The organism is Falsiroseomonas algicola, from assembly GCF_011040385.1.
GTDB classification, from domain to species: Bacteria; Pseudomonadota; Alphaproteobacteria; order Acetobacterales; family Acetobacteraceae; genus Falsiroseomonas; species Falsiroseomonas algicola.
Window position 1 is genome coordinate 1 of the sequence record NZ_JAAIKB010000020.1, and the last position, 17,969, is coordinate 17,969.

Consider the following 17,969-nt stretch of genomic DNA (forward strand, 5'->3'; position numbering starts at 1 on the left):
AGACGCTGAACTGGAGCACGCCAGCAGAGGCGCTTGATGAGGCGCTACAGACGGCGCAAAGAGGCGTTGCGACGACCCGTTGAACCTGGGTTGGCTGCCTTGGTCCGAGTGATGCACCACGTCGGCGGGCTTCCTCGTCGTCACCGCCATGTCGAGCGCATCGAGTACCAGGCGCGTGCGCAGGTCGGTTGCCATGGCCCAGCCGACGATCCGGCGCGACCAGGCGTCCAGCACGACAGCGAGGAACAGGAAGCCCGCCGCGGTCGGCACGTAGGTGATGTCCGCCACCCACAGCCGGTTCGGGCCTGCGGCGCGGAAGTTGCGGCCGACCAGGTCGTTGGCAGGCCTGTGGCTCGGCTCCCACTGCGTGGTCGTCGGGAAGCGGCGCCGAGAGACGCCACGCAGCGCGGCCTCGCGCATCAGCCGCGCCACCCGCTTGCAGGCCACGGCCGTCCCCTCGGCCTGCAGCTCGGCATGCACGCGTGGCGCACCGTAGGTGCCGTGCGAGGCGGCATGGATGGTGCGGATCCGGCGCAGCAGCGCTGCGTCGCCCGTGACATGGGCCGATGCCGGCCGGCTGCGCCATGCGTAGTAGCCGGACACCGAAACGCCCAGCACGCGGGCCATGGTGGCAATGGGGAATTCGGCCTGCTGCGCGCTCATGAACCGGAAGACCCGCTGTGGGTCCTCTCCTTCGCGAACTAGGCCGCCGCCTTTGCCAAGATGTCGCGCTCCTGGCGCAGGCGATGGTTCTCACGCCGGAGATTCGTCAACTCCTCCCGCTCAGGGCTTATCAGGCCACCGTCCTTACGGGCCCCGTCGCCCCGCTCCGCCTGACGCACCCAGTTCCAGATCGACTGCGCCGTCGGCTCGAACTCCCTGGCAAGCTCCTCCGGCGTCCGTCCCGATCGGACCAACTCCAACTTCAACTCCAACTTCAGATGTGGCGTTCGGTCGTTCCGTTGGACCACGGCTCGGTCAGCGCCGCAAGGACGGCCGACTGATCGGCTGCGATGCCGTGGCCGAACGCGGGCAGCATGCTGGCGCTGGCTCGCGTGATCCAGTCCCGGAGCGGTGCTGGCGCCATGGCGCTGACCATGCGGTGGAATTCGTCCACGATGTCTCGCGCCGTCGCCAATTCGGGCACCCCGGCCTCGACGGCCGCCACCATCGTCGCCTCGGCACGTGTCAGGCGGTCGCGGCGCACCAGCATGGCATGCGCGATCGATCTGGCCGGCGGTAGCCGGCTGGCGATGGCACCGCCAGGACACTCGCTTCCCACTGGCGTGTGGCCCATTCGCCGACGACACGAAGGCCACCGGCGAAGCCCCGCAGGCGCAGCCGGCGCCAGAGCTCTGCGCCATTGCGGCAGCCCTCCGACCACATCGTGTCGATCGTTGCCAGCCAGGGCGCGAGGCTGCTCGTGCGACTGCGGAACACCTCGTCCTCCGTGTTGCGCAGGACGGCGCGGACGAGCTTGCGGCTGCGGCCGGTGCGCCTGGATATCTGCTTGATCGCGACACAAGCCTCCACCATGGCGCGGATGGCGGCATTGTCGTCGCGTCGTCGCAGGTAGCCGTCGTACTGGAGCCGCGCGGCAGAACTCAGCAATTCGGGGTCGATAGCGCCGACACCCAGGGCGCGCTGGATCGACCCCAGGGCGCCCCGCACGGCCTGCAGGAAAGCGGCGCTGGCGTTCTCCATCAGGTGCTAGCGGTCTGCGACCTTGAGCGCGCCCGGAGCAGCCGCGGCGATGGCGCCGGTGTAGCCGCCGGCACCATCGCGAGCGACAACGCGCACCTCGGGATGGAGGGACAGCCAAGCCCGCACGGTGGCCGGGTCGCGGTCGGGAAGCAGGTCGACTACCCGCTGGCGTTCGAGATCGCAGATGAGGGTCCCGTAGCGCTGCCGCCGACGCCACGCCCACTCGTCGATGCCGATGACCCGCAGCGGTACGCCATCGAGCGTAACTCGGCGCCGGAAGGTCCGCAGCATGGTATCCACCCCGACCGGCCGCATCAGCCGTTTCGCCAGCACCGCCGCCGGGCGACCTCCAAGCCACCGGCCGAGGTCACCAAGGAGACCGTCGAGCCGCGCTGTGCGGCGTCCCGTGCCCCCTGTAATCGACGGTGACGGCACCTCGGTGAAGGCCTGGCGCGGATATCCTGGTTCGCCGCAACGAAATCGGCGGATCTGGACATGCAGTTCGACCGCTCGGTCATGAACCGGCGAATCGAGCACGCGGCTCAGGTGCAGACTGTGAACCAGTGCCGAGCAGACGCCGCAACTCGGGCAGTGGCCAGCGCCGCCTTCGCGGCGTGCGCTGATGGTGATTGTGCCGGGGGTGACCTCGACGGCCTTGAGGACAAGACCCGGCGGGAGCAGCGAACGTGGATCGAGGCTTGGCATCGCCATCGGCTTCCTGAAAGGGCAATGCCCCTGTCAACGCCGCTCAGCACGCAACGAGCGACAGAGCTCTTGTTCCATGCTGATCCATATTCAGGCCCATGGCGTGCACCACCTCGTCCACGCGCCGCGTGAAGACGCCGTCGATCCAGGCTTCCTGGATCAATTCCACCAAGGCCTTCTCGGAGGTCTTCCTGGGCTCCAGGAAGGGCAGGAAGCAACGGCCTTGCCGCAGCTTCGGGATCCACAGCTGCGGCGACCCCAAGCGCGTGTCCAGCGTCCGGTCGCGGACGCCGTTGCGGTTTTCAGCCGCTCGCCGGTGAGCTCGTGCCGTCCGGGGCCGATCAGGCCCTCCATATCGGCCTCAAACAGCGTGGGCAGCACCGCCTCAGCGATGCCGCGAAGGAAGTCTCTGTGTCCTGTCTTCGCCAGTAGGCCCGCCAGTGGCAATCTGTCGTCGGTGTTCCACCCTAGCCGCCAGGTCCGATGGTCACCCAAGCCCTACGCCCCGGCCCAAGCCGGAATTTCCACAACGTCCGCAGACGGTACCCTTGGTGTCGCTGGTTCCCTTTGGGGCGCGCCCTAGCTAAGCGCGCCAACGCTCGGCCTCCTACGCGACAACTGAGATACACGTAAAATGGCAAAGGCTGTGAAATCATGGAAGCCGACCTAGCAGCGTACCAAAACGAAGCTCGTAGTCATTCGGACGCAATAAGGCGACGATCAGTTTCTCTGCACCAACCGACATCTGGTCTGGTGCTGTGGCTAAGTTATGGCCAATCGCTTGCCGCCGGTTGGGAAAGCTGGCCACGTCTTTCCAAGACAGCGCGATTATCCAGCGTCTACATGATGGGCGAGTCAGTTCATCCCGCCGCCGAGAACAGGGCGAAATGGGCGCCAGTAGGTGGATTGGCGAAATTGGCACCTTTGGTTGCGACGGTTCGTGATGGTGGTCGGGGCCTGCTGACGGATGAGGAGGTGGCGAGGCTCACGCCCGGTGCTCCAAACCGTGGGGAGACGCTGTTGGAGGGATTTGCTCAACAGTTTGGTGCCGCCTGGTACGGCTCTCGCGGCATGGCGGGTGGAGATGTTGCAAATAGGTTTGTATTTGCGCAGTGCGGAGTAGGCGGTAAGACAATCGCAGAACTCAGCGTTGGCGCCTGCCCAGATCTGTTCCACCGTATTCGTGATGCTATAAGGCTTGCCCAAAAGCAAGCGACACGCCTGGGTCTCAGTTTCAGTGTCGGCGGCTTACTCTATAACCAAGGAGAAACCGGATACGCCTCAACTACTCGAGGCGCCTACGCGAGCGCGTTAGCTAGGCTTATCGAAGATGTTCGCTCTTATGTTAGTGATGCGACCGGGCAGGCAGGAAAGCTGCCGGTTTTCCTATTTCAGACTGGTGGCCAGTATGCTGTGGACAGCGTTGAACTCGCAGTCGCTAGGGCTCAAATTCAGGTTGCCTCGACTACCGAGGCCGTATTCATGGTATCCGGCAATCAACACGTCGTCGATAAAGATTTTCACTTGACGAGTAATGGCACGCGTTGGTTGGGTTGTTTGGCGGGAAAGGTGGCGGTGCGGACTATTATTGAGGGGGAAGGATGGCAATGCACTCAAGCGATCCGTTGGGTCGGTGGCGGCAATGTTGTCGTGGGATTATTTCATACCCCTGTGCCGCCGCTTCAATTCGCTGCGCCTTACGTTGGGCGGTCAGTATCTCCAATTGTTAGGGCCCCACACAGGGGCATTTATCTGGAAGACGAGAACGGGCCGCTAACTATCTTAAATGTTGAATTGAAGGGGCAGTTAGCGATCGTCACCACCTCGAGGCAACTCTGTATTCGCCCAAGAATTTGGCTTGGGAGAGGAGCTTGCTTCAGCGGAGCCATTTGTATCGCGGACAGCGATCGTACGCCGCTGGCCTATCCTTACGTGTATACCGCTGGGTCTGGGCAGACGATGGATGAAGATATCGCTTCACTTGCAGGCTTTAGCTACCCGAGCAATAATTTTGCCCTCGCTGACGTCCAGACAGTTGACGTTGTCGATCGCGACCCAGGACGTACGGCAAAGTCAAGCCTTCTCAGCGGCCTCGCGGCAAGGCTGAGGACCCGTATAAGCCTTGCGTGACCTGCGTGGTGTGTGAGTCAACCTGCCTCGGAGAAGGGGAATTGGAGTCGGAGTTAACCCGATTTGGTTGACACCCCGAGGCTTGAAACGGAGGTGTTCGAGATTCTGCAGCTCTGCGGTGTGGCCGTTGGCTGTGGATCAGCACGCTGTGGGACCCCGCGTCGGCGTGGGGGTCCCCCTTGCAGATGCAGTAGGTACAATGCCTTGCCGGTGGGGATCCCCGCGCCGATAGGGGTCCCGCTCGGTTGCTTGTCCACAGGTTGCTGAAAAGGGCGCAACGGGCTGCAACGCGCAACGTGCGCCGCCTGAGGAAACCATTCCTCGCCATCAGCGCCGAAGCGGGCCGCCCCCCGTCATGACCGGTAACCCGATTGTGGGGATGCCAGACTGGCGCGTCCCGACGCTTTGCCGGCCCTGCCGCTACCTATCCGCCACCTAGGTTATCTTCGCCTGGACTGAGGTGCGGCCTAATGGGCTGAAAAGATTGGCGGACCCGATACGATTCGAACGTACGACCTTTGCCTTCGGAGGGCAACGCTCTATCCAGCTGAGCTACGGGTCCCGCTCCCCCTCCATAGCCAATGCCGGGGCTCGACGGAAGCCCCGGCAGCGCAAAGCACCGGCATTTCAACGCGGGGCCCTCCTAGGCTACCCTCCACCCCAACAAAGGGGAGGGTCCCGACCCATGACAGACGCGCCGCCGACCGGCACCAATGATCCGAAGGCGCTGCTCCAGGCGCTCTATGCCGAAATGGCGCCCAAGCACCTGTTTCCCCTGTGGGAAGTGCTGGCGGCCCTGGTCACGCCGACGCCCTCCTCACCCGTCCGCCCGCATCTCTGGCATTACGGGGAGGCGCGGGATCACCTGCTGCGGGCGGGCGACCTGATTTCCGCCGAACAGGCGGAGCGGCGCGTCCTGATCCTGGAGAATCCGGGCCTGCCGGGCTCCTCCTCCGTCACCACCAGCCTCTATGCCGGGCTGCAGCTGATCCTGCCGGGGGAGGTCGCGCCCTGCCATCGCCACACCCAATGCGCGCTGCGCTTCGTGATGGAGGGTGATGGCGCCTTCACGGCCCTGGACGGGGAGAAGGCGGTGATGCGCCCCTTCGACCTGGTGCTGACGCCGAACTGGCAGTGGCACGACCACGGCAACACCAGCGACGCGCCCATGATCTGGCTGGATGGGCTGGATATCCCGACCGTCCGCCACTTCGCCGCCAGCTTCGCCGAACGCCTGCCCGATGGCGCCATGGCGCATGCGGAGACGGCGCCGGCGGGCGACACGGCGTCGCGCTACGGCCGCAACCTCCGGCCCTTCGCCGGCACCGCCGCGGCCAGGCGCCCGGCACACCAGCCGATGTTCCACTACCCCTATGCCGAATGGCGGGACAGCCTGGCCGCCATGGCGCGGGTCAGCGCCCCGGATCCGCATCTGGGCCACGCGCTCGAATTCGTGAACCCGGCCGATGGCGGGCCGGTGATGCCGACCATCGCCGCCCATGTCCGCCTGCTGCCCGCGGGTTTCGCCACCCGCCCGCGCCGGTCCACCGATGCGATGGTCCTGGTGGTGGTGGAAGGCCAGGGCTCGGCCCGGATCGGGGAGCAGGACTTCGCCCTGGCGGAGCGCGACCTGATCGTCATCCCCTCCTGGTCCAGTCTCACCCTATCGGCGGCAAGTGACCTCGTGCTGTTCGGCTATTCGGATGCGGCGGCCCAGCAGAAACTCGGCCTGTACCGGGAGGCGCGGCTCTAGCAGGCTGCGGAAGAACGGGCGGCTGAGGATGGACGAGCGAATTTTCGTGCAGGAAAGGATGACGCGCAGACACGATGTGGTTGCATCGTGGCAAGCGGCAGACGAATCCTGCGCGGAAAGGCGCCGTCCAGCCGACCCGTCCCGTTCTTCCGCAGCCTGCTAGCCGTTTCGGTCCCCGGCAACCCCGCGCGCCCCGGCCGCGTTCGCCCCAGGCATCGCCGCCGGGGTTTCCCTCCGGCGGCTCCAGCCCGGAGGACCCCCCATGCCGAACCCGACCAGCATGAACGAAAGGCCCGAGAACACGCGGGACAGCAACATCGAGAAGGGGGTGGTGGACAGCTTCCCCGCCAGCGATCCGCCCGCCGGCACCGCCACCCAGGGCGCCCGCGCCGTGCCTCCGGAGGCGATGATGGCCAGTTCTGATCAGCAGACCGCCCATCCCGTGACGCTGACCCGGCACTTCCCGGATGCCGAATCCGCCAAGCTCGCGCTGGAGAACCTGGTCCGCGCCGTGCCGCTCGACCGCAACTGCACCGAGATCGAGGGGCTGGAGCTGCGCCTGAAGGTTCCGCGCGAGGATGCGGGCCGCATCGAGGACATGCTGCTGGCGGTTTGACCGCGATCCGGAGCGCGGACGCTTCCCGTCCGCCCTCCGGGCGCGTAGGAACGGCCCGTGCCTGGAGAATGAGGTCCCATGCGCTGGGTTCTGTTCGTGCCGCTGCTGATCCTGATCGCGCTCTTCGCCCTGTCGAATACGCAGGAGGTGGAGCTGCGCCTCTGGCCCTTCGACATCGGCTGGGCCTCGCCGCTCGGCATCGCCGTGCTGCTGCTCTCCGCCGTGGGCTTCCTACTGGGCGCCTCCATCGCCTGGGCAGCCGCGCTTCCCGCGCGCCGGCGCGCCCGGGAACTGCAGAATGCCGCCCGGCTGCTGGAGGCCGAGCTCGCCGGCTACAAGGCGCGGGAGGAACAGGCGCGGCGCGACGCCGATCTCGGCCGCCTGCCCGCGCCCGCACCGTGAGCGCCGCCGTCCAGAACGTCCCCTGCGGCCTCTGCGTCGCACTGGATGCGCCTGACCTGGCGACGGCGGAAGCCTGGGCGCAGGCCGTGGCGCCTTCCGCCGGGCTGCTGAAGGTGGGGCTGGAGCTGTTCTCGGCCGAGGGCGCGCCGGCGGTGCGCCGCATCGCCGCCCATCGTCCGGTCTTCCTCGACCTCAAGCTGCACGACATCCCCAACACGGTGGCCGGCGCCATCGGGTCCATTGCGCCCCTTGGCGCCGACTGGATCACCATCCATGCCGCCGGCGGCGCCGCCATGGTGGCGGCGGCGCGGGAGGCAGCGGAGAAGGCCGGGGGCGCCAGCCGCCCGAAGATCCTGGCTGTCACGGTGCTCACCAGCATCGACGCCGCGACGCTGAGCGAGATCGGGGTCGCGGGCGGCACCATGCAGCAGGTTCTGCGCCTCGGCCGCCTGGCGGTCGCCGCCGGCGCCGATGGCCTGGTCTGCTCGCCGCGGGAGGTCTCGGCGCTGCGCGATGCGCTGGGGGAGGGGCCGGCCCTCGTTGTCCCCGGCATCCGCCCCGCCGGCAGCGTGGCCGACGACCAGGCCCGCACCGCGACGCCGGAGGCGATGGCGGCAGCCGGCGCCACCTGGGTGGTGGTCGGCCGCCCCATCACCAAGGCGGCCGACCCGGCCGCCGCGGCGAAGGGCATCGCCGCCTCGCTCGGCTGGTAGCGCCGCCATGCAGGTGAAGATCTGCGGCATCACCGATGCCGCCGCCATGCAGGCCGCAGCCGACGCGGATTTTCTCGGCTTTGTCTTCTTCCCGCCCTCGCCCCGGGCGGTGACGCCCGCGCGGGCAGCCGAGCTGTCGGCCAGCCTGGCGGGTGGCCCGCAGCGTGTCGGGCTGTTCGTGGACGCAACGGACGACCAGCTGGCGGAGACGCTGGCCGCCGTGCCGCTGGATGTCCTGCAACTGCATGGGGAGGAGACGCCGGACCGCTGCGCCGCGGTCCGCGCCCGCTTCGGCCTGCCGGTGATGAAGGCACTCGGCATCGCCTCCGCCGCCGATCTCGAGGGGCTCGCGGCCTATGTCCCGCATGTCGATCGCTTCCTGCTGGACGCCAAGGCCCCGCCCGGCGCACCGCTGCCGGGCGGCAATGCCGCGCCCTTCGACTGGACCCTGACCGCGGGCCGCACCATCCCGCGCCCCTGGCTGCTGGCGGGCGGCCTGACGCCCGGCAATGTAGCGGAGGCCATCCGCGTTGCCGGCGCGCCCGGCGTCGATGTCTCCTCCGGTGTCGAGGTTTCGCGCGGCGTGAAGGATCCGGACCGTATCGCGGCCTTCATCGCCGCCGCCCGAGGCGCGTGATCCGCCCGGCGACGCGCGCCGATGCCCCGGCGATCGGGGAGATGCACGCCCAGGCCTGGGTCGAGACCTACCCCGGCCTGGTGCCGGCGGCCCTGTTCGAGGAGATGACCGACCCCGCCCGCCGCCGCGCCGCCTGGGCGCGCAACCTGGCGGAGCCGCTGCTGGAGGGTGGCACCTTCGTGGCGGAGGAGGCCGGCGCCATCCTCGGCTTCATCAGCGTCTGCCGGGCGCGGGACGCGGCGCTGGGCACGGGGGGTGAAGTCTCGGGCCTCTACCTGCTGCGCCGCGCCCAGCGGCGGGGCCTCGGCCAAGCACTGCTGGCCGCGGGGGCTGCCCGGCTGCTGGCGGAAGGCCTTACGGATGCCGCGGCCTGGGTGCTTGACGCCAACCACCAGGCCCGCGCCTTCTACGTCGCGACCGGCGCCGTCCCCGGCATCAGCCAGACCGGCTACCACGGCGAGACCGCCGTTTCCGAGACCGCCTATGTCTGGCGCGATCTGTCTTGCATCCCACCTGCCCGTGACCCGCCCGCGCCCCTGCGCTAAACACCGCGGAACGCCCAGGAATATTGCCCCGTGAACAAGCCCCTTCCGAATTCCCTCCGCCAGGGCCCCGACGCCCGCGGCCGCTTCGGCGATTTCGGCGGCCGTTTCGTCGCCGAGACCCTGATGCCCCTGATCCTCGAGGTCGAGGCCGCCTACGAGGCCTCCAAGAAGGACGCGGCCTTCCAGACGGAATGGCGCCGGCTGCTGACCCACTATGTCGGCCGCCCGAGCCCGCTCTGGTACGCGGAGCGGCTGACCACCCATCTCCGCAAGACCGCCGAACCCGGCAAGGGCGCCAAGGTCTATTTCAAGCGCGACGAGCTGAACCACACCGGCGCGCACAAGATCAACGCGGTGCTCGGCCAGATCCTGCTGGCCAAGAAGATGGGCAAGACGCGCATCATCGCGGAAACGGGCGCCGGCCAGCACGGCGTCGCCACCGCCACCGCCTGCGCGCTGATGGACCTGCCCTGCGTGGTCTATATGGGCGCGACCGACGTGGAGCGGCAGCAGCCCAACGTCTTCCGCATGAAGCTGCTGGGGGCGGAGGTCGTGCCCGTCACCTCCGGTGCCGCGACGCTGAAGGATGCGATGAACGAGGGCCTTCGCGACTGGGTCGCGAATGTCCACGACACCTACTACTGCATCGGCACCGTCGCCGGCCCGCACCCCTATCCCGCCATGGTCCGCGACTTCCAGTCCGTGATCGGCACCGAAGCCCGGGCGCAGATGCTGGAAGCGGAAGGCCGCCTGCCGGATGTGCTGGTCGCCGCCGTCGGCGGTGGCTCCAACGCCATGGGCCTCTTCTTCCCCTTCCTCGACGACAAGGACGTCGCGATGGTCGGCGTGGAGGCCGCGGGCCGGGGCCTCGACACGCATGAACACGCCGCGGCGCTGTCCCGCGGCCGGCCCGGCGTGCTGCATGGCAACCGCACCTACCTGCTGCAGGATGGCGACGGCCAGATCACGGAAGCGCACAGCATCTCCGCCGGCCTCGACTATCCCGGCGTCGGCCCCGAACACTCCTGGCTGCACGAGATCGGCCGCGTCCAGTATGTCGGCGCCACGGATGAGGAGGCGCTGGCCGCCTTCCAGCTCTGCTCCCGCCAGGAAGGCATCATCCCGGCCCTCGAACCCGCCCACGCCCTGGCCCACGTCATCAAGGCCGCGCCGACCATGCCGGCAGAGAGCATCATCCTGATGAATCTCTGCGGCCGCGGGGACAAGGACATCTTCACCGTCGCGAAGCACCTGGGCGAGAACATCTGAGATGAGCCGCATCGCCGCCAAATTCGCCGCGCTCCGCCAGGAAGGGCGCGGCGCGCTCGTCACCTACCTCCAGGCCTTCGATCCGGACCGGGAGACCTACCGCGCCATCCTGCACGGCCTGCCGGCCGCCGGCGCCGACATCATCGAGGTCGGCGTGCCCTTCACCGACCCGATGGCGGACGGCCCCTCCATCCAGAAGGCCGGGCAGCGCGCGCTGAAGGCCGGCGCCACCGCCGCCGGCGTGCTCGACCTGGTGCGCAGCCTGCGCACGCTGGACGACACCACCCCCGTGGTGCTGATGGGCTACTACAACCCGATCCTCACCTACGGCGTCGAGGCCTTCTGCAAGGACGCCGCCAGCGCCGGCGCCGACGGCCTCATCATCGTCGATGTGCCGCCAGAGGAAGCGGATGAGGTGGAGCCGCACGCCACCGCGAACGGCCTCGACCTGATCCGCCTGATCGCGCCCACCACCGACGAAGCGCGGCTGCCCCGCGTGCTCGCGGCCACCACGGGCTTCATCTACTACGTTGCCATCACCGGCATCACCGGCACGCGCAGCGCCGACTACGCGTCGATGGCCCCCACCATCGCCAAGCTCAAGCGCCACACGGACCTGCCCGTCGCCATCGGCTTCGGCATCCGCAGCCCGGCCCAGGCCGCGGAAGCCGCCAAGGCCGCGGACGGCGCCGTGGTCGGCACCGCCCTTGTGGACACGCTGGCCGCCAGCCTCGACCCCGAAGGCCGCGCCACCCCGGACACCGTGACGAAAGTGCTGGCCCAGGTCAGCAGCCTGGCCGAAGCCGTGCGCGCGGCGAGGAAGGTCGCGGCGTGAGGCTTGCAGGGGGACGCTGTCCCCCTGCACCCCCTGCCAGGGTCCAGCGGGACCCTGGACCGCGGGCATAACGACGAAGGGGGAGGGGGCTTGGGCCCCCTCCCCCTTCGTCGTTGTTATCTCATGGGCTCCAAGGGGCCGCTGCCCCTTGGCATGGGGGGTACGGGGGGAACGGCGTTCCCCCCGGGCAACCTTCGCGCGCCCCTCACCCCGCCACGGGCACGCCCTTGCTGGTGCTGTACTCGAAGTGCAGGGCTTCGCCGGGGAAGATGCGGGGGTGGATGGCGTGGGCGGCCATCGCGGCTTCGGAGAAGCCTTGCAGGATCAGTTTCAGCTTGCCCGGGTAGGTGGCGATGTCGCCGATGGCGTGGATGCCGGGGATGGTGGTTTCGCAGGTCGCGGGGGTGACGGCGATGTGGCTGCGTTCCAGGCCGAGGCCCCAATCGGCGATCGGGCCCAGTTCCATGGACAGCCCGAAGAAGGCCAGCAGGTGGTCCGCCGGCACGGTCTTCACCTCCCCCTTGAGGGTCGCGAGCGAGACGCCGGAGAGCTGCCCGTTCTGCCCTTCCAGGCCGTGCAGCTGGTAGGGAATCGCCAGCTCGATCTCGCCGCGCTCGGCCGCCTGCTTGAGCTGCGCGGCGCTTTCGGGCGCGCAGCGGAACTTGTCGCGGCGGTGCACGACGGTGACCTTGGCGGCGATCTGCTTGAGGCTGAGCGCCCAGTCCACCGCGCTGTCGCCGCCGCCCGCGATCACCACCTGCTTGCCGCGGAAATCTTCGCGGCGGCTGACCATGTAGCGCACGCCGCCGGATGCCTCGAACTCAGCCAGGCGTTCTAGCGGCGGGCGGTTCGGGCCGAAGGCGCCGGCGCCGGCCGCGACCACCACGGCCTTGCAGCGGATCGTGTCGCCCGTGCTGGTGGCGAGGACGAAGCCATCGCCGTCCTGCCGCAGCGCATCGACGCGGCGGCCGAGCATCAGCAGGGGATTGAAGGGCGCGCATTGCTTGTGGAGGGAGGCGATGAGGTCCGCGCCCGCGATCTCGGGATGGGCGGGGATATCGAAGATCGGCTTTTCCGGATAGAGCGCGGCGCATTGCCCGCCGATCGCTTCCAGCGCGTCGATCACCACGGTCTTCATCCGCAGCATCCCGCATTCGAACACCGCGAAAAGCCCCACGGGGCCCGCGCCGATGATCGCCACATCCGTCTCGACCACTGCGGTCATCCGCCTTGTCCCCACGCCGATCGTCGCGCCCCCCTTGGCGGAAGCGCCGGGGTCGATCAAGCCCGCGGGATCAAATTGGGAACGGCTGCGCTTGTGCCAGGGGGGTGGGGGAGGGCAGATTGGGCCCTCATGTCGCTCACGCTGCACCTCCCCGATGAAGCCGCGACGGCGTCGCTCGCCGCGCGCCTGGCCAGGCTCGCGCGGGCGGGCGATGCGGTGCTGCTGGAGGGGCCGCTCGGCGCCGGCAAATCCGCCTTCGCCCGCGCCTTCCTGCGCGCCGCCAGCGGCGATCCGGCGCTGGAGGTACCATCGCCGACCTTCACCCTGGTGCAGTCCTACGATCTGCCCGCCGGCCCCGCCTTCCATTTCGACCTCTGGCGGCTGAACGGCCCGTCCGGCATCGCGGAGTTGGGGTGGGAGGAGGCGCGGGAGGGCATCGTGCTGGTCGAATGGCCGGACCGGCTGGGCGACCTCCGCCCGGCCGATGCTCTGGTCATCACGCTGGCGCCGGGCGGGACGGATGAACAACGCATCGCGACGCTCACGGGCTGGGACGGGCGTCTGAAGGAACTGGCGGCATGATGCGGGCGGCGGAGGCGGCTTCCTTCCTGGCGGAGCATGGCTATGGCGCGGCGGATTACGCGCCGCTGCCGGCCGATGCCTCCTTCCGCAGCTATGCCCGGCTGCGCGGCGGGCCGCGCCCGGTGCTGCTGATGGACGCGCCGCCGCCGCAGGAGGATCTGCGCCCCTTCCTCGCCATCGCCGCGCATCTGCGGGATGCGGGGCTTTCGGCGCCGGAGGTCATCGCGGCCGACGTCACGCGGGGCTTCTGCCTGGTGGAGGATTTCGGCGACGCCACCGTGGCGCAGCTGCTGGATGCCGGCGACGACCCCGCGGCCCACTACCTGGCCGCGACGGCCGCGCTGGCGCGGCTGCACGCGGTGCGGCCGCCCGATGGCCTGCCGGGCTGGGGCGTGGACCGCATGACGGAAACCGCCGGCGCCACCTTTCTCCAGTGGTGGTGGCCCGCGGCGTTCGGCGCGGCGCCCTCGGCCGCGGTGACCGCGGCCTTCGAGGCCGCGATGCGCGCCATGCTCGCGCCCTTCCAGGGTGAGGGCTTCGTCCACCGCGACTACTTCCCGGCCAACCTCATGCCGCTGCCGGATCGCGAGGCGCCGCGCGACATCGGCATCCTCGATTTCCAGGACGCCGCCATCGGCCACCCCGCCTATGACCTCGTCTCCCTGACCGAGGATGCGCGGCGGGACGTCGATCCCGCGCTGCGGGAGGAATGCATCGCCCGCTACCTGGCGCTGCGGCCCGACCTCGATGCCGGCGGGTTCCGCGCCGCCCTGGCGGCCTGCGCGGCGCAGCGGCATCTGCGGGTGGCCGCGCTCTGGGTGCGGCTGGCGCGGCGGGACGGCAAGCCGAAATACCTCGTGCATGGGCCGCGCTGCTGGGCGCAGCTCGACCGCGCGCTGCAACATCCCGCCACGGCGCCGCTGCGCGACTTCCTGGATGCGCAGGTGCCGCCTTCCATGCGACAGAATCCTCTCGTGCTACAGGACGCCACGGCATGATCGCCCTCTCCCACGCCATGGTGCTCGCCGCCGGCCTCGGCACCCGCATGCGGCCGCTGACGGATGACCGGCCGAAGCCGCTGCTGCCGCTGGAAGGCCGCAGCCTGCTGCACCATGCGCTGGACCGCCTCGCGGCGGCGGGCGTCTCGCACCACGTCGTCAACGCGCACTACTTCGCCGACCAGATCGCCGATTCCGTCGCAGCCCATGGCGCGCCGGGCCGGAAAGTGCTGCGGGAGGAGGTGCTGCTCGAGACCGGCGGCGGCATCACCAATGCGCTGCCCCACCTCGGTGACAATCCCTTCGCCGTCATCAACGGCGACGCCTTCTGGCTGGATGGCCCGACGCCGGCGCTGGACCGCCTGGCCGCCGCCTTCGACCCGGAGCAGATGGACGCGCTGCTGCTGCTGGTGCGGACGTCCCAGGTGGATGGGGAGGTCGGGCGCGGCGACTTCCTGCTCGATCCGCTCGGCCGCGTCCGCCGACCGAAGGAGCGGGAGATCTCCCCCTACCTCTTCGCCGGCGTGCAGATCCTCTCGCCCGCGCTGTTCCGCGATGCGCCGGCCGGGCCCTTCTCGCTCAACCTGCTCTTCGACCGCGCGATCGAGGAAGGGCGGATGTTCGGCCTGGTGCATGACGGCGCCTGGTTTCATCTGTCCACGCCCCGTGATCTGCAGCGGGCGGAGACGATGCTGCGCGCCGGGATGCTGACAGCCTTGTTCTGAGGCGGCCGCAAGAAGCCGCCACGCCAACCCTTCATGCGGCCGCCAAGGGCGTCACCGCGGGAGCCCTGATGAACCTCTACGACATCCCCGCCGAGCTGCCCTTCCTGGACTGCCTGGCGGCGGGGGTGCTGCATGCGCTGAAGGACGCGCCGCCGGAGGCGTTGGCCCGCGCCACCATCCTGCTGCCGACGCGCCGTTCCGCCCGCGGCCTGCGCGATGCTTTTCTGGCCGCGGCGGAGGGCCGGGCGCTGCTGCTGCCGCGCATGCGGGCGCTGGCGGGGCTGTCGACCGAGGATGCCGACGAACTCGCGCTGCCCGCCCTGCTGGATCTGCCGCCCGCCGTCGCGCCCCTGACCCGCCAGGCCGTGCTGACCGGCATGGTGATGCGCCTGCCGCCCCGCCATGGCGGCCCCGCCACCCCCGAACAGGCCTGGGGCCTGGCGGCGGAGATGGCGCGGCTCTTCGACGAGGTGGCGCTGGAGGAGAAGGACCCGGACCTGCTCCGCCAGGGCAATCCGCTCGCCTATGCCGAGGCCTGGCTCGCGCGGCTCGAATCCCTGGTGCCGGGGGAGCAGGCGACGCATTGGCAGATCACCACCACCTTTCTCCGCGGCGTCGCCACCGCCTGGGCCGGGTGGCTGGAGGAGCGGGAGCTGCTGGATATCGGGCTCCGCCGCGTCCTCGCGCTCCGCGCCCAGACCGAGGCCTGGCGGCAGGCGCCGCCGGCGGAGCCGATCATCGCCGCCGGCATCGGCGTCGGCGGCACCATCCCGGCGGCGGTCGAGCTGCTGAAGGTGGTCGCCGCGCTGCCGCACGGCGCCGTGGTGCTGCATGGGCTGGACCGCGCCGCGCTCGGCCAGGTCTGGGATGCCGTCTCCAAGGCGCCCACCCACCCCTTCTGCAGCCAGGCGAGGTTGCTGGCGGAGATGGGGGCGGAGGCGAGGCAGGTGCGGCGCTGGCCCGGCTGCGGGTTGCACCAGCCCCGCGCCGTGCCGGAAGCCCGCCCCGCCCTGCTGGAAATGGCGCTGCGGCCGCCGGAGGGCATGGCGCCCTGGACCGTGCCCGCCGCCGATGGCTGGGCGCCAGGCCTGCAAGGCCTGCAGCTGCTCGCCGCCCCCGACGCCCAGGCGGAAGCCGCCGCCATCGCGCTGCTGCTGCGCGAGGCGCTGGAGAAGCCGGGTGCGCGCGCCGCTCTCGTGACACCCGACCGCGACCTGGCCCGGCGCGTCAGCGCGGAGCTGATCCGCCACGGCATCATCGCCGATGACAGCGCCGGCGAGCCGCTGGGCCAGACGCCGACCGGCGCCTTCCTGCGCCTGCTGGCCCGCGCGGTGGCGGAGGATCTCGCCCCCGTCCCCCTGCTGGCCCTGCTGAAGCACCCGATCTGCGCCGCAGGCATGGCCCGGGCGGATTTCCTGGATGCCGTGCGCCTGCTGGAACGCCGCGTGCTGCGGGGCGCGCGGCCGCCGGGCGGGCTCGGCGGTTTGCGCGCGGCCATCGAGGCCCTGTCGGAAGGCGCCACCAAGCCGCGGCTGCTGGCGCTGCACGATGCGCTGTCGGCCGCGCTCGGCGACTTCGCCTCCCTCCACGGCGCGCCGCGCCCGCCCGCCGACCTGCTCGCCGCCCATCTGGCGGCGGCGGAGGCGCTGGCCACCACGCCGGAAGCGCCCGGCGGCCTCCGCCTCTATGCGGCGGAGGAGGGGGAGGTGCTGGCCTCCCACCTCGCGGACCTCGCCCCCGCCATGGCGATGCTCCCGCCCCTCGACCCCGGCGCCTGGCCCGCCTTGTTCGATGCGGCGATCGAGGGCATCGCCGCCCGCTCCGTCCGCGCCCAGGCCGGCCGCGATGCCGGCGCCCATCCGCGCGTCGAGATTCTCGGCCTGCTGGAGGCGCGGCTGCTGGCCTTCGACCGCGTCGTGCTCGGCGCGCTGGACGAGACGGTCTGGCCACTGGCGACCGACCCCGGCCCCTGGATGAGCCGCCCCATGCGGACCCAGTTCGGCCTGCCCGAACCCGAGGCCCGCATCGGCCGTGTCTGCATGGACTTTTTCCTGTTTGCCTGCGCCGCACCCGATGCGATCCTGTCGCGGGCCGCGCGGCGGGGCGGTGCGCCAACCGTGCCCGCGCGCTGGATCACGCGGCTGGAAACCTTCCTCTCCGGCCAGGGGCTGGAACTGCCGCAGAGCCAGGCCGCCCGCCTGGCCGCGGCGCTCGACCAGCCCGCGCAGGTCCTGCCGCTCCGCCGCCCCTCGCCCTGCCCGCCGGCGGCGCTCCGCCCGCGCGAGATCAGCGTGACGGAGGTGGCGACCCTGCTCGCCGACCCCTACGCCTTCTATGCCCGCCGCGTGCTGGACCTGCGAAAGCTCGATCCGCTGGACGCAGATGTCGGCGCGCTGGACTACGGCATCATCGTCCACGCCGCTCTCGCCCGCTTCGTGCGCGATGTCTCCACCGCCCGCGCCGGCTGGCCAGGCGACGACGCCGCTCGCGCGATCTGGGAGGAGGCGGCGGAGGAAGCGCTGGCCGCACAGGGCCCGCGCCCCGCTCTCGCCGCCTTCTGGCGCCCGCGCCTCTCCCGCATCGGGGCCTTCGTGATCGATCTGGAACGCGACATGCGCCGCGACGGCCATATCCGGCAGAGCTGGGTGGAGCGCGACGGGCGGCTCGACCTGCCGCGCCCCCGCGGCAAGGTCACGCTGAAGGCCCGGGCCGACCGGGTGGACCAGCTCGGCGACGGCACGCTGGCGGTGCTGGACTACAAGACCGGCACCCTGCCGAGCCCCGACGATCTGGTGGACGGCACCGCCCCCCAGCTGCCGCTCGAAGCCGCCATGGCCTGGCGCGGCGCCATCCAGGGCGTGCCGGACAGCCCCGTGCGGGCACTCACCTACTGGAAGCTCTCGGGCGGGGAGACCGCCGGGGAGGTGAAGGCCATGCTGACCGAGCCGGAGGAGGTGGAGTCCGCCGCCGAGGATGCGCTGGACCGCCTCGGCCTGCTGGTCGATCGCTTCCTGTTGGGCGACGCCCCCTTCACGGCACGGCCCCACCCCGCGCGCAGCACGCGGGGCGATGACTACGACCACCTGTCGCGCGTCGCGGAATGGGCGGATGCGGAGGGGGATGAATGAGG

At 70.2% G+C, this 17,969-nt stretch carries 18 protein-coding genes, 1 tRNA gene and 2 pseudogenes; 13 read left to right on the forward strand and 8 right to left on the reverse strand.

The genetic code is table 11. The features are described 5' to 3' along the window. The 6 genes and pseudogenes from G3576_RS32730 to G3576_RS27725 form a co-directional block, all read right to left on the reverse strand. Positions 1–705: pseudogene (locus tag G3576_RS32730) on the reverse strand (IS3 family transposase); the annotation flags it as partial. After that, positions 702–971, reverse strand: a complete 270-nt coding sequence (locus G3576_RS32735; RefSeq protein ID WP_407926139.1) for a transposase — start codon at positions 969–971, stop codon at positions 702–704. The pseudogene G3576_RS32730 and the gene G3576_RS32735, both read right to left, overlap by 4 nt. After that, positions 938–1,213 carry a transposase gene (locus G3576_RS27710; RefSeq protein WP_164697737.1) on the reverse strand — a complete coding sequence of 92 codons (276 nt, stop codon included), beginning with the start codon at positions 1,211–1,213 and terminating at the stop codon, positions 938–940. Before G3576_RS27710 ends, G3576_RS32735 begins: the two co-directional genes overlap by 34 nt. Then, a complete protein-coding gene (locus tag G3576_RS27715) occupies positions 1,189–1,704 on the reverse strand; it encodes a transposase (protein ID WP_164697738.1) in 516 nt (171 codons plus the stop codon). Before G3576_RS27715 ends, G3576_RS27710 begins: the two co-directional genes overlap by 25 nt. 6 nt (positions 1,705–1,710) lie before the next feature. Beyond that, a complete protein-coding gene (locus tag G3576_RS27720; protein ID WP_164697739.1) occupies positions 1,711–2,409 on the reverse strand; it encodes a transposase in 699 nt (232 codons plus the stop codon). A 91-nt stretch (positions 2,410–2,500) separates the two neighbouring features. Next, positions 2,501–2,904 (reverse strand): annotated as a pseudogene (locus tag G3576_RS27725) (transposase); the annotation flags it as partial. 159 nt (positions 2,905–3,063) lie between these two features. Between G3576_RS27725 and G3576_RS27730 the strand changes: the two are divergent. Beyond that, complete coding sequence (locus G3576_RS27730) at positions 3,064–4,539, forward strand: sialate O-acetylesterase (RefSeq protein ID WP_164697740.1); 1,476 nt, start codon at positions 3,064–3,066, stop codon at positions 4,537–4,539. Positions 4,540–5,024: 485 nt separating this feature from the next. Here G3576_RS27730 and G3576_RS27735 read toward each other — a convergent pair. Further along, positions 5,025–5,101 (reverse strand) — tRNA-Arg (locus tag G3576_RS27735). A gap of 123 nt (positions 5,102–5,224) precedes the next feature. Here G3576_RS27735 and gtdA point away from each other — a divergent pair. The 8 genes from gtdA to trpA all read left to right on the forward strand — a co-directional run bounded on the left by gtdA (position 5,225) and on the right by trpA (position 11,309). After that, positions 5,225–6,292: a gentisate 1,2-dioxygenase gene (gtdA, locus tag G3576_RS27740; RefSeq protein ID WP_164697741.1), complete on the forward strand. Its 1,068-nt coding sequence runs from the start codon at positions 5,225–5,227 to the stop codon at positions 6,290–6,292. A 262-nt stretch (positions 6,293–6,554) separates the two neighbouring features. Continuing rightward, entirely contained in the window at positions 6,555–6,908 is a 354-nt protein-coding gene (locus G3576_RS27745) for a hypothetical protein (protein ID WP_164697742.1), read from the forward strand. Positions 6,909–6,986: 78 nt separating this feature from the next. Continuing rightward, on the forward strand, positions 6,987–7,310 hold the full coding sequence (locus G3576_RS27750) for a LapA family protein (RefSeq protein ID WP_164697743.1): 324 nt from the start codon (positions 6,987–6,989) through the stop codon (positions 7,308–7,310). After that, positions 7,307–8,023, forward strand: a complete 717-nt coding sequence (pyrF, locus tag G3576_RS27755; protein WP_164697744.1) for an orotidine-5'-phosphate decarboxylase — start codon at positions 7,307–7,309, stop codon at positions 8,021–8,023. The genes G3576_RS27750 and pyrF overlap by 4 nt, the downstream gene beginning before the upstream one ends. A gap of 7 nt (positions 8,024–8,030) precedes the next feature. Then, positions 8,031–8,660 carry a phosphoribosylanthranilate isomerase gene (locus G3576_RS27760; RefSeq protein WP_164697745.1) on the forward strand — a complete coding sequence of 210 codons (630 nt, stop codon included), beginning with the start codon at positions 8,031–8,033 and terminating at the stop codon, positions 8,658–8,660. After that, the gene (locus G3576_RS27765; protein WP_164697746.1) at positions 8,657–9,205 is read left to right on the forward strand and encodes a GNAT family N-acetyltransferase; all 549 of its coding nucleotides are present in this window, start codon (positions 8,657–8,659) and stop codon (positions 9,203–9,205) included. Before G3576_RS27760 ends, G3576_RS27765 begins: the two co-directional genes overlap by 4 nt. 30 nt (positions 9,206–9,235) lie before the next feature. Continuing rightward, on the forward strand, positions 9,236–10,474 hold the full coding sequence (trpB, locus tag G3576_RS27770) for a tryptophan synthase subunit beta (RefSeq protein ID WP_164697747.1): 1,239 nt from the start codon (positions 9,236–9,238) through the stop codon (positions 10,472–10,474). A gap of 1 nt (position 10,475) precedes the next feature. Continuing rightward, positions 10,476–11,309 (forward strand): tryptophan synthase subunit alpha, encoded by an 834-nt coding sequence (trpA, locus tag G3576_RS27775; RefSeq protein WP_164697748.1) that lies wholly within the window; start codon positions 10,476–10,478, stop codon positions 11,307–11,309. A gap of 205 nt (positions 11,310–11,514) precedes the next feature. Here the strand turns inward: trpA and G3576_RS27780 are convergent, their stop codons facing one another. Beyond that, positions 11,515–12,534, reverse strand: a complete 1,020-nt coding sequence (locus G3576_RS27780; protein WP_164697749.1) for an NAD(P)/FAD-dependent oxidoreductase — start codon at positions 12,532–12,534, stop codon at positions 11,515–11,517. Positions 12,535–12,663: 129 nt separating this feature from the next. Between G3576_RS27780 and tsaE the strand changes: the two genes are divergently transcribed. The 4 genes from tsaE to addB all read left to right on the forward strand — a co-directional run bounded on the left by tsaE (position 12,664) and on the right by addB (position 17,967). Beyond that, a complete protein-coding gene (gene tsaE / locus G3576_RS27785; protein WP_164697750.1) occupies positions 12,664–13,116 on the forward strand; it encodes a tRNA (adenosine(37)-N6)-threonylcarbamoyltransferase complex ATPase subunit type 1 TsaE in 453 nt (150 codons plus the stop codon). Then, on the forward strand, positions 13,113–14,114 hold the full coding sequence (locus tag G3576_RS27790) for an aminoglycoside phosphotransferase family protein (protein WP_235952492.1): 1,002 nt from the start codon (positions 13,113–13,115) through the stop codon (positions 14,112–14,114). The genes tsaE and G3576_RS27790 overlap by 4 nt, the downstream gene beginning before the upstream one ends. After that, the gene (locus G3576_RS27795; protein WP_164697751.1) at positions 14,111–14,839 is read left to right on the forward strand and encodes a nucleotidyltransferase family protein; all 729 of its coding nucleotides are present in this window, start codon (positions 14,111–14,113) and stop codon (positions 14,837–14,839) included. The genes G3576_RS27790 and G3576_RS27795 overlap by 4 nt, the downstream gene beginning before the upstream one ends. A 68-nt stretch (positions 14,840–14,907) precedes the next feature. Further along, on the forward strand, positions 14,908–17,967 hold the full coding sequence (addB, locus tag G3576_RS27800; protein ID WP_164697752.1) for a double-strand break repair protein AddB: 3,060 nt from the start codon (positions 14,908–14,910) through the stop codon (positions 17,965–17,967). The last annotated feature ends 2 nt before the right edge of the window (positions 17,968–17,969 follow it).

Coding starts and splice junctions, on each gene's coding strand:
- G3576_RS27745 (WP_164697742.1), top strand. CDS start 6,555: ATGCCGAACCCGACCAGCATGAACGAAAGGCCCGAGAACACGCGGGAC.
- trpA (WP_164697748.1), top strand. CDS start 10,476: ATGAGCCGCATCGCCGCCAAATTCGCCGCGCTCCGCCAGGAAGGGCGC.
- tsaE (WP_164697750.1), top strand. CDS start 12,664: ATGTCGCTCACGCTGCACCTCCCCGATGAAGCCGCGACGGCGTCGCTC.
- G3576_RS27760 (WP_164697745.1), top strand. CDS start 8,031: ATGCAGGTGAAGATCTGCGGCATCACCGATGCCGCCGCCATGCAGGCC.
- G3576_RS27715 (WP_164697738.1), bottom strand. CDS start 1,704: ATGGAGAACGCCAGCGCCGCTTTCCTGCAGGCCGTGCGGGGCGCCCTG.
- G3576_RS27780 (WP_164697749.1), bottom strand. CDS start 12,534: ATGACCGCAGTGGTCGAGACGGATGTGGCGATCATCGGCGCGGGCCCC.
- G3576_RS27710 (WP_164697737.1), bottom strand. CDS start 1,213: ATGCTGGTGCGCCGCGACCGCCTGACACGTGCCGAGGCGACGATGGTG.
- G3576_RS27795 (WP_164697751.1), top strand. CDS start 14,111: ATGATCGCCCTCTCCCACGCCATGGTGCTCGCCGCCGGCCTCGGCACC.
- G3576_RS27790 (WP_235952492.1), top strand. CDS start 13,113: ATGATGCGGGCGGCGGAGGCGGCTTCCTTCCTGGCGGAGCATGGCTAT.
- gtdA (WP_164697741.1), top strand. CDS start 5,225: ATGACAGACGCGCCGCCGACCGGCACCAATGATCCGAAGGCGCTGCTC.
- G3576_RS27750 (WP_164697743.1), top strand. CDS start 6,987: ATGCGCTGGGTTCTGTTCGTGCCGCTGCTGATCCTGATCGCGCTCTTC.
- G3576_RS27720 (WP_164697739.1), bottom strand. CDS start 2,409: ATGCCAAGCCTCGATCCACGTTCGCTGCTCCCGCCGGGTCTTGTCCTC.
- G3576_RS27730 (WP_164697740.1), top strand. CDS start 3,064: ATGGAAGCCGACCTAGCAGCGTACCAAAACGAAGCTCGTAGTCATTCG.
- addB (WP_164697752.1), top strand. CDS start 14,908: ATGAACCTCTACGACATCCCCGCCGAGCTGCCCTTCCTGGACTGCCTG.